General features: G+C 57.2%; 11 protein-coding genes. 4 read left to right on the top strand and 7 right to left on the bottom strand.

Annotation, left to right across the window (positions count from 1 at the left end; translation table 11 throughout):
* Positions 1 to 378: 378 nt before the first annotated feature.
* Positions 379 to 828 carry a pseudoazurin gene (locus AAAB35_RS18300; RefSeq protein WP_340669706.1) on the top strand — a complete coding sequence of 150 codons (450 nt, stop codon included), beginning with the start codon at positions 379 to 381 and terminating at the stop codon, positions 826 to 828.
* 129 nt (positions 829 to 957) lie between these two features.
* Entirely contained in the window at positions 958 to 1119 is a 162-nt protein-coding gene (locus AAAB35_RS18295) for a twin-arginine translocase TatA/TatE family subunit (protein ID WP_340669705.1), read from the top strand.
* Positions 1120 to 1168: 49 nt separating this feature from the next.
* On the opposite strand, the gene AAAB35_RS18290 is transcribed toward AAAB35_RS18295, so the two are convergent.
* Genes AAAB35_RS18290 through napE form a run of 6 tightly spaced genes read right to left on the bottom strand, consistent with a single transcriptional unit; the run spans position 1169 to position 5784 of the window.
* Positions 1169 to 1873: a cytochrome c3 family protein gene (locus AAAB35_RS18290; RefSeq protein ID WP_340669704.1), complete on the bottom strand. Its 705-nt coding sequence runs from the start codon at positions 1871 to 1873 to the stop codon at positions 1169 to 1171.
* 6 nt (positions 1874 to 1879) lie between these two features.
* Entirely contained in the window at positions 1880 to 2371 is a 492-nt protein-coding gene (locus AAAB35_RS18285) for a nitrate reductase cytochrome c-type subunit (RefSeq protein WP_340669703.1), read from the bottom strand.
* Complete coding sequence (gene napA, locus AAAB35_RS18280) at positions 2341 to 4842, bottom strand: periplasmic nitrate reductase subunit alpha (protein WP_340669702.1); 2502 nt, start codon at positions 4840 to 4842, stop codon at positions 2341 to 2343. Before napA ends, AAAB35_RS18285 begins: the two co-directional genes overlap by 31 nt.
* On the bottom strand, positions 4820 to 5104 hold the full coding sequence (locus tag AAAB35_RS18275) for a chaperone NapD (RefSeq protein WP_340669701.1): 285 nt from the start codon (positions 5102 to 5104) through the stop codon (positions 4820 to 4822). The genes napA and AAAB35_RS18275 overlap by 23 nt, the downstream gene beginning before the upstream one ends.
* Positions 5097 to 5597 (bottom strand): ferredoxin-type protein NapF, encoded by a 501-nt coding sequence (gene napF, locus AAAB35_RS18270; protein ID WP_340669700.1) that lies wholly within the window; start codon positions 5595 to 5597, stop codon positions 5097 to 5099. The genes AAAB35_RS18275 and napF overlap by 8 nt, the downstream gene beginning before the upstream one ends.
* A 10-nt stretch (positions 5598 to 5607) precedes the next feature.
* Complete coding sequence (gene napE, locus AAAB35_RS18265; RefSeq protein ID WP_340669699.1) at positions 5608 to 5784, bottom strand: periplasmic nitrate reductase, NapE protein; 177 nt, start codon at positions 5782 to 5784, stop codon at positions 5608 to 5610.
* A gap of 373 nt (positions 5785 to 6157) precedes the next feature.
* Here napE and AAAB35_RS18260 point away from each other — a divergent pair, with 373 nt between their 5' ends.
* Together AAAB35_RS18260 and AAAB35_RS18255 are read left to right on the top strand one after the other, a co-directional pair.
* Positions 6158 to 6295, top strand: coding sequence for a hypothetical protein (locus AAAB35_RS18260; RefSeq protein ID WP_340669707.1), 138 nt, complete (start codon positions 6158 to 6160; stop codon positions 6293 to 6295).
* Complete coding sequence (locus AAAB35_RS18255; protein ID WP_340669698.1) at positions 6268 to 6648, top strand: DUF1775 domain-containing protein; 381 nt, start codon at positions 6268 to 6270, stop codon at positions 6646 to 6648. Before AAAB35_RS18260 ends, AAAB35_RS18255 begins: the two co-directional genes overlap by 28 nt.
* A 517-nt stretch (positions 6649 to 7165) precedes the next feature.
* Here the strand turns inward: AAAB35_RS18255 and AAAB35_RS18250 are convergent.
* Positions 7166 to 8662: a Do family serine endopeptidase gene (locus AAAB35_RS18250; protein ID WP_340669697.1), complete on the bottom strand. Its 1497-nt coding sequence runs from the start codon at positions 8660 to 8662 to the stop codon at positions 7166 to 7168.
* Between the last annotated feature and the right edge of the window lie 339 nt (positions 8663 to 9001).

Raw genomic sequence — 9001 nt, 5'->3', positions numbered from 1 at the left:
GTAAAGCTCAGCCCCCCGTTCGATGCGCAACCATCCACAGTGACGCAAAATCAAAAAGGATTTGCAATTGAGCCTGACCCGTTGGGGAGGCTTCGCCTCGCGGGTCCCAGCCTCGATTGCGCGCCATGTCGTGTCCACGTCAAGACGTAAGATAAGCATCACTTCATCCTCGCTCTGCTGAAGCCGGCCGTGTGCTCGATCTGTCGTTTCTCACCTCGTGATGACAAATAACCCATAGTACTCAACGCCCCGATGTCGGTGATGAAGGTGCTTTGCCGAAGGTCTTTGCTGTTTGCGTGAGACCAAAGACGGGCAATGCCAAGAGGCTTAATCCCACTACAAAAGGGACCTCGGGGTCTCGATAACAAGGAGTACGAAATGACCAAATCGGTCTTGAAAATATTCGCTGGCGCTGCAATCGGCGTGTCCCTGTTGGCCGCGCCGGCGTTCGCCGCGGACTTTGAGGTTCATATGCTCAACAAGGGCAGCGATGGCGCAATGGTCTTTGAGCCCGGTTTCGTAAAAGTTGCAAAGGGCGACACGGTAACCTTTATCCCGACAGACAAAGGCCACAATGTGGAATCCATCAAGGACATGATCCCCGAGGGCGCAACCGCTTTCAAAAGCAAGATGGGTGAGACTTTCAAGCAGACGTTTGACGCCCCCGGGGCTTATGCGATCAAGTGCGCGCCTCATGTCGGCATGGGCATGGTTGGATTAGTCGTGGTCGGCGATGCTCCCGGCAATCTTGAAACCGTAAAGGCGGCCACGCTGCCGAAGAAGGCGCGGGAGCGTCTTGATGCGGACATCGCCAAACTCGGTTCGTAAATCGGCCGCGTTTGCGACGAGCGGCGGGGAATTCCTCGCCGCCGGGTCCAAAAGGAGCGGGCAAACCGGCCGTTCGCCTCGACCTTTCGTCTCCGTGACAGCAGATCAGGTAAAAATGGAGTATTGCTGATGGGCTCCTTGAGCGTATGGCACTGGATGATCGTCCTCGCCGTCGTGGTTCTCCTGTTCGGCCGCGGAAAGATTCCGGAACTCATGGACAACGTTGCCAAAGGCATAAAGAGCTTCAGGGAGGGTATGGCCGACGACGACACACCCCGCAACCTGAAGTGAACTGAGGCCAAAAGGCGAACGATCTTGCGGATACCTTTGGCGGCGAATGCTATTGGTCCGCAAATACCTGACTGTGTGCATCAGCGATGGCCCGCTTGAGGTCCTCAATGGCCGACGCAGCGGGACGGTCCGTGTCCTCAAGCTCAGGAGGCATTTTCCATCCCGGGTCGATACCCTGCATATTCGGCAGGTCGTGGGCAATGCCTTTATGACAATCGATGCAGGTTGCCTTGCCGGAAAGGAGATAGCGGGTATGGATTTCCGCCGCCCGCTGTGTCTGCTTGGAAAGGTCCATTGCCACGGACGAATGGCAATTGCGGCATTCGAGACTGTCGTTCGCCTTCAGGCGGGCCCACTCGTTTTGCGCCAGTTCGAGCCTGTGATCGAGAAATTTCTTGCGGGTATTGATCGTACCAAAAATCTTGCCCCAAACCTCCTTCGAGGCCTGCATTTTTCGGGCAATCTTATCCGTCCACTGATGGGGCACATGGCAGTCGGGGCAGGATGCGCGCACGCCTGAACGGTTCGAGAAATGGATCGTGCGCGTCAGTTCCTCATAAACGTTGTCTTTCATTTCGTGGCAAGACGTGCAGAACTTCTCCGTGTTGGTCAGTTCCAGCGCCGTGTTGAACGCACCCCAAAACATCACCCCGCCAACGAACCCCCCCAGCGTCAGGAATGCCAGGCTAAGTGTCGCTGCAGGCGTGCTCAGGACCTTCCAAACCCAGGCCAGGCTTTTTCTTACCCATTCCATCGCGCGCTATTCGCTCCCCGCCGGCTTGAAGCCCAATTCGCTCATGTCTTTGAATTTGTTGTCGACGAGAGGCCGCACGTCGGCCTGGGGTACATGGCAAGCCGTGCAGAAGTACCGTCGCGGCGAGACGTCCGCCAGCATCTGACCTTCCCTGGTCATATAGTGCGTGACGCTGATCATCGGGGCACCAGACCCTTGCGTAAACTCGCGCTTGTGGCACGATAAGCAGCGATTGGTGTTCACGGACAATTGGTAACCCTCGATCGAGTGCGGGATGACCGGGGGCTGGTCCGGGTAGGCCCGCATCTTGCGAATATCATCGACCGTCCATTTTGGTATGGGCGGTGCGGGAATTTCCTCCATTGCCTGATCGGGACCAGATAGCGCAGGCACCATCTGCGCTATTGCCGCAGGCCCCACGAACAGAACCATTGTAACGATGATCAGCACCCATCCTGGTCGATGGGCTATGCGACCGAGACGATCTTGACAGCGCATTTTTTGAAATCCGTCTGTTTGGAGATGGGATCCGTTGCATCAAGGGTGACTTTGTTGATGAGTTGGCTGGCATCAAACCACGGCACGAAGATCACACCGGTCGGCATGCGATTGCGACCACGGGTTTCCACGCGGGAACGGATTTCTCCGCGCCTTGAAATGATCCGCACTTCAGCACCCTGATTGATGCCGCGCTTGCGTGCGTCGTCCGCATTCATGAAACACCGGGCCCCGGGAAAGGCCTTGTAGAGTTCAGGAACACGCATGGTCATCGAGCCGGAATGCCAGTGTTCGAGCACGCGTCCGGTGACGAGCCAGATATCGAATTCATCGTCGGGAGATTCGGCTGGAGGCTCATAGGGCACCGCGAGAATGACGGCCTTGCCGTCGGGCCGCCCGTAGAATTTTACGCCTTCACCTTCTTTGACGTAAGGATCATAACCCTCGCGATAGCGCCACTTCGTCTCCTGGCCGTTGACAACAGGCCAGCGCAATCCACGTTCCTCATGGTAGCGATCGTAAGGTGCAAGGTCGTGTCCATGACCACGGCCAAAGGTTGCATACTCCTCGAACAGACCTTTTTGTATATAGAATCCGAACGCCTTTGCCTCGTTGTTGCTATAGTCAGCATTGATTTCGCTCGCCGGGAAGCGGTCGACGACCCCATTGCTGAACAGCACCTCGTAAAGCGTCTTGCCACGATAATCCGCATTGGCATCGAGGATTTCGGCGGGCCAGACCTCATCCGTCGTAAAGCGTTTGGAGAACTCGACCAGTTGCCACAGGTCCGAACGCGCCTCTCCCGGTGCCTGCACCAGTTGATGCCAGACATGGGTGCGCCGCTCAGCATTACCGTATGCGCCCTCCTTTTCCACCCACATCGCGGTGGGCAGTATCAGATCGGCGCTCATCGCCGTAATCGTCGGATAGGGCTCTGAAACCACGATGAAATTATCGGGATTGCGGTATCCCTGATATGTCTCGTTGCTGGTGTTGGGCGCGGCCTGCACATTGTTGTTGACCTGAACCCAATAGAAATTGAGCTTGCCGTCCTTCAGCATCCTGTCCTGCTCGACAGCGTGATAGCCGGGCTTGTCCGGCACAATACCATGCGGCACATGCCAGATTTCCTCGGCGTGCTTTCGGTGTTCCGGGTTGGTGACCACCATGTCCGCTGGTAGCCGATGGGCGAATGTGCCCACTTCACGTGCCGTGCCACAGGCTGATGGCTGGCCGGTCAAGGAAAATGGACTGTTGCCAGGTTCTGAGATTTTGCCTGTCAAGAGATGGAGATTGTAGACCATCTGGTTGGCCCACACGCCCCGCACATGCTGGTTGAACCCCATGGTCCAAAGCGACATGACCTTGCGGTTGGGATCTGCATAGAGCTCGGCAAGCTCCTCCAGAAATCCGGAATCAACCCCTGAAAGTTCCGACACCTTATTCAGCGTATATTCGGATACAAGCGACTTGAACGCCTCAAAATCTATGGGCTCCATTTTCGCAGGATCGGACGCGTTTTTCGCTTTGACCTCAAGAGGGTTGTCGGCACGCAAACCATAGCCGATATCGGTTGCCCCGCGCATGAACGTCGTGTGGTTTCTGACGAACTCTTCGTTCACTCTCCCGCTCTGGATGATGTGATTGGCGATGTAGTTGAGGATCGCAAGATCGGTCCCCGGCTTGAAAACGATGGGGATGTCGGCAAGGTCCATGCTGCGGTGGGTGAAGGTCGAAAGAACCGCGACCTTGACATGTTCATGGCCGAGACGACGGTCGGCAATCCGCGTCCACAGGATCGGATGCATCTCGGCCATGTTCGAGCCCCACAGCACAAACGCGTCGGCATTCTCGAAATCGTCGTAGCAACCCATTGGCTCGTCCATGCCGAAGGTGCGCATGAATGCATAGGCGGCCGAGGCCATGCAGTGCCGGGCATTGGGATCGAGATTGTTGGAGCGGAACCCGGCACGCATCAGCTTGGTGGCCGCATACCCTTCAAATATCGTCCACTGTCCTGACCCAAACATGCCAACGGCCGTCGGCCCTTTTTCCTTGAGCACTTTCTTGCACTGTTCGGCCATGACGTCTAAGGCCTCGTCCCAGGTAACAGGCTCGAACTCGCCGTCCTTGCTAAAGACGCCACCCTTCTTGCGTAACAGAGGTGTCGTCAGGCGGTCAGCGCCGTACATGATCTTGGAGAGGAAATAGCCCTTGATGCAGTTGAGGCCGCGATTGACCTCGGCCTGCATGTCTCCGTGTGTTGCGACGACCTGGCCTTCCTTGACGCCGACCATAACCCCGCATCCGGTTCCGCAAAACCGGCAGGGTGCCTTCGACCATTTGATTTCGAGGGCGTTGACCCCGCCCGGCACCGGCTGCGCCGCGGCAGGTAACGTGATGCCTGCCGCCGCCGCAGCAACTGCAGCCGCCTGCGCCTTGAGTACTTCACGCCGCGTCAGTTCGCTCATTGCTTCCGGTCTCCTCCGTTTCGATATGCTCGAAAACCATGTTTGCCGCCACGACCCCGTCAAGGGCGGATATCTGCGACAGGCAGTCGCCGAGAATCCCCGTGCTCGTCCCCTCGATCACGACGACGATCTTGTTGCCCTGATGCACATGAACCTCGACATTCTCCAATTCTTCGAGACGTGCGAGCACGGCATCTTGCATTGCCGGCCGCGTCATGATGACGGCGCTTGAAATGTGATAGGTGTTCGCCCTGTCACGCATGGACCGCCTCCTGCGAAAGTTCCCGAATTTCAATGGCAGCCACGGGACAGACACTGATGCATGCACCGCAACCGTTGCAGACCTCATCCTCGAGTATGGGCAAAAATGGTCCGCGGATCTGAGGGCGAAACCGAATCGCCTGCGCGGGACAGGCATCGCGGCAGGCCTGACACTCGACCCGATTTTGGGCCAGACAGTTGTCAGTGATCAGGGCAACATGCGAAAAACGGTACGGTGATTCGCCTAAGAAAACCTGCACCGGACAGACGTTCGCGCATTCGCCGCAGAATGTGCATTCGCCAGTCGAAAAATCGAGCGACGGCAAATCACCGACAATGCTGATGATATGGGTCGGACATGCATCCGCACAATTGCCACACCCGCTGCAGGCGAGCAGACCAACGTCAGTTGCACCGGGCGGAAGGATGCGGCGAAATCCGGCCGTCTGCCTGCCTTGAAACAACCCGCGTCTTGAAATCTTTGTCGCCGTCATAATGCCTACCTCAATGCGAGGGAGGGCCGGGCGGCCCAAGTATGATCTGGAGCATCCAGACAAGGAAGCCGTAGCCACCGACGACACCCACGGCAACAACCGGCCAAATGCCGAATGCAAGCACCAGGAATGTGATGATCTCCGCCCGCCGCCGGGGCGGCACGGGCAGGTCGGGTGGTTTGGACACTAAGTCTCCTCCCAAGGCACGGATCGCATCACCAACCTATCATGCTCGAAGACAGGTCGGTAGTCTGCCGGTACAACTTCCTCGTGTAATTGAGATGAATTTATTTTCGTAATTTCTTCGATGAGCTTGAATTTTACTCGGGCCTGCAATCAGTCGACGGCATTAAACTTGATAAACTCGATCAACTCTAAGCTACTTGATGCACGTCAAAGAGATAATCTCGAACGCGTCGTAATAACTCCTGATGGAAAGGCTCCTCTACTCTTTGGGTTCCCCGCAACACAAAGGACATCAATAGTGCAGGCGACCCGTTCCACTTTGGTACCCATCGGCCTTCGATGATCGGGGCGTTAGGACTCTGAAGGAACATACGATGCTGAAAGGATCGGTCACGGGCGCGGTGCTTTTGATGACAGGGGCTGTAGCGTTCGCGCACATCTCGCTTGAGGACCCCGAGGCCGAAGGCTGTCCTGCGCATACCTCGTGGGGTGCGACGGAGGGCCAACCATAAAGCTTCGGGTGCAGATCCCTGAGGGCGTCATTGCGAGCAAGCCAATGCCGAAAGCCGGATGGAAACTCGAGAAGGTCAAGTCGAAGTACGCACGGTCCTACGACTATTATGGGAAAGCAACGGACGAGGGCGTAACCGAGCTCGTCTGGCGCAACGCAAATCTTGCTGACGATGAGTATGCCGAGTTCGTTTTTTCGGGGGCATTTTGGACCCCTGACCTGAAAGTTGGCGAAACCCTCCATTTTCCCGTGGTGCAGGAATGTTTCGATGGCGCAACCGAGCGCTGGATCGAAATTCCGGCGCACGGAAAAAACGCTGACGACTATGAGTGTCCGCCCCTGGCACGAAAATAGTGCCAAAGAAATGAATTGCACACAACTCCAGGATGCCTGGCCATCATTTTGGCAGCCGATACATCGCAATCGACAACGCAATGAACCAAATGTCGCCGAGAAAATGCAACGTTCATCCCGCGACAATGGTCAAGCGCCTGACGGAGGCGCTTTCGATCGCGCTGATCATGGCGTTCGCCAACATTGCTGCGTGCCGTGCTCATGCCATGCCACTCTGGGGATCTCAAATCCACCGAATTCTTGCATCCTGGATGACACCCCAGCACATTTCGCTGGAGTTTTCCAAACCTGTTTTAGCCGTCTTCTTTTCTCTTGTCGGGCCTGGTGAAACATTGCGGGAGCTAGCCGCCATCGACGCGAGCCAAAACACCTTACCGTCCGTCCTACCGATATACGGCAGCCTGGATGGCGACGCGATAGAACTACCAGGTAGCGGAAAACCAACACTCATGAGTGGGTTCGTGCCCGAGGCAGCAACGTCCAAGCGCCGCCTCAGGCTTGATTGTCGGGCAGGAATTTATCCCTGCTGGTTGATCGGCAACCCGACGAATCTCGACTGGTCCCTGGACTGTATCTGGAGGAGTACAGCCTTGCGACCGGTCTTCGCCGCCTCTGCAAATGCGCTTTCGATTTCCTTGCCCGATTTGACGGGCTGGTTGTTGACCGACACAATGATGTCGCCGGCCGATATGCCCTTATCGGCGGCGTCTCCGTCCTGGTCGACGTTCGTCACGACCAGTCCCTTGCCATCCTCGGAGGGCATGACCGTCAACCCAAAATCGTCCAAGGCAGATGGCTTTGCGTCCTGCGGGGTGGCGGCCGCCACCGTGTCGTCACCTGGCATTGCCTTGATGGCGACATTGACCGCCTTGGCTTTGCCGTCGCGCCATACTGTCAGCTCGACGTCCTTGCCGGCCTCGACCGCGGCGATCTTCTTGGCAAGGTCACGCGGATCGGACACTGTGTCGCCGTTGACGGCGGTGATAACGTCGCCGGCCGCAACGCCAGCTTTCGCAGCCGGGCCGTCAGCCTGAGGTTCGGCCACGAGCGCGCCTTCCTCCTTGGCCAGTCCAAGCGAATCAGCAATCTCCTTGCTCACCGGCTGTATCTGAACGCCGATCCAGCCGCGGGGTACGGAGCCGCTCTTGATCAGCTGATCCACGACGAGCTTTGCAGTCTGCGCGGGGATCGCGAATCCGATGCCTACGCTGCCGCCGGAAGGGGAGAATATCGCCGTGTTGACGCCGACGACGTCGCCGTTGAGGTTGAAGGCCGGGCCGCCGGAGTTTCCCTTGTTGACGGCGGCATCGATTTGGATGAAGTCGTCATAAGGGCCTGCACCAATGTCGCGGCCGCTGGCCGAGACGATGCCCGCGGTCACGGTGCCGCCGAGGCCGAACGGGTTGCCAACGGCAACCACCCATTCGCCAACGCGGACCTTCTCGTCACCACCAAAACCGACATAGGAAAACTTGCGCTTATCATCTACCTTCAGTACGGCGAGGTCAGTGCGCCTGTCCTTTCCGACGAGCTTGGCGTCAAGTTCGGTGCCATCATTAAGCACAACCGTGTAGGCGCTGCCGTCCTCAACGACGTGATTGTTGGTGACTAGATAACCATCTTCCGAGATGAAGAATCCCGAACCCTGCGCAGTCGGACGGATACGCTCCGGCTTGTTCTGGTCGCGCGGAGCCTTATGCTGTTGCGTGTCCCTCTGGCCGAAGAAGCGCTGCATGCCCTCGGGCAGCTGGTCCAGACCAGGCATTGCCGAATCCTCGTCGGCCGTCTGCGAAGCAATGCCCTTGACGCGGACGCTAACGACTGCGGGGCCGACTTTTTCGACGACGTCCGCGAATCCGAATTCTGCATGACCGGAAACATGGACCGCCTCAGCCTGAGCCGGCACAATGGCTGCCAGCGGGGCAGTAGCAGCGAGGCCGCCGACAAGCGCCGACGACAACAAAGCTGCGGCCACACCGGCCCGGTAAGTGGATGACTTATAAACTTTTGACATACGCGCGATCTCCTGGATGACAGCCGATGGTCGGCCCTCTATACCTGAGGAGATACCCGGTCGGAACTTACGCTAACCTGTCCGCTGGATGAACAATTTGTAACGACCATCACTGTCCGTTGATCGAAAGCCCCAGACGTCGAGCACTCCTAACGATGTTCTGGCCTTCGAATCGTCGTCACAGTAGCCTTTGGCGGCGTAACAATCAGAAGCCTCGAGGGTTGTCTGCGGCGCGGCTATAGCCAAAAAATTCTTCATTCATCCACTTTGCGGTTTGAAGAAGTCCATCGGCAAACGGCGTGTTTGGCAGAAATCCGAGATGTGTCCTGGCCTTTTCGA

It is taken from the genome of Phyllobacterium sp. (genome assembly GCF_037994425.1).
In the GTDB taxonomy this organism is placed as follows: Bacteria; Pseudomonadota; Alphaproteobacteria; order Rhizobiales; family Rhizobiaceae; genus Phyllobacterium.
The sequence above is the reverse complement of the archived record's forward strand: the minus strand, read 5'-3'. Positions and strand labels throughout refer to the sequence as shown.

Excerpts from the sequence above, each read along its gene's own strand:
- napF (WP_340669700.1), bottom strand. The coding sequence starts at position 5,597 with ATGACGGCGACAAAGATTTCAAGACGCGGGTTGTTTCAAGGCAGGCAG.
- AAAB35_RS18300 (WP_340669706.1), top strand. The coding sequence starts at position 379 with ATGACCAAATCGGTCTTGAAAATATTCGCTGGCGCTGCAATCGGCGTG.
- AAAB35_RS18275 (WP_340669701.1), bottom strand. The coding sequence starts at position 5,104 with ATGCGTGACAGGGCGAACACCTATCACATTTCAAGCGCCGTCATCATG.
- AAAB35_RS18260 (WP_340669707.1), top strand. The coding sequence starts at position 6,158 with ATGCTGAAAGGATCGGTCACGGGCGCGGTGCTTTTGATGACAGGGGCT.
- AAAB35_RS18250 (WP_340669697.1), bottom strand. The coding sequence starts at position 8,662 with ATGTCAAAAGTTTATAAGTCATCCACTTACCGGGCCGGTGTGGCCGCA.
- napA (WP_340669702.1), bottom strand. The coding sequence starts at position 4,842 with ATGAGCGAACTGACGCGGCGTGAAGTACTCAAGGCGCAGGCGGCTGCA.
- AAAB35_RS18290 (WP_340669704.1), bottom strand. The coding sequence starts at position 1,873 with ATGGAATGGGTAAGAAAAAGCCTGGCCTGGGTTTGGAAGGTCCTGAGC.
- AAAB35_RS18295 (WP_340669705.1), top strand. The coding sequence starts at position 958 with ATGGGCTCCTTGAGCGTATGGCACTGGATGATCGTCCTCGCCGTCGTG.
- AAAB35_RS18285 (WP_340669703.1), bottom strand. The coding sequence starts at position 2,371 with ATGCGCTGTCAAGATCGTCTCGGTCGCATAGCCCATCGACCAGGATGG.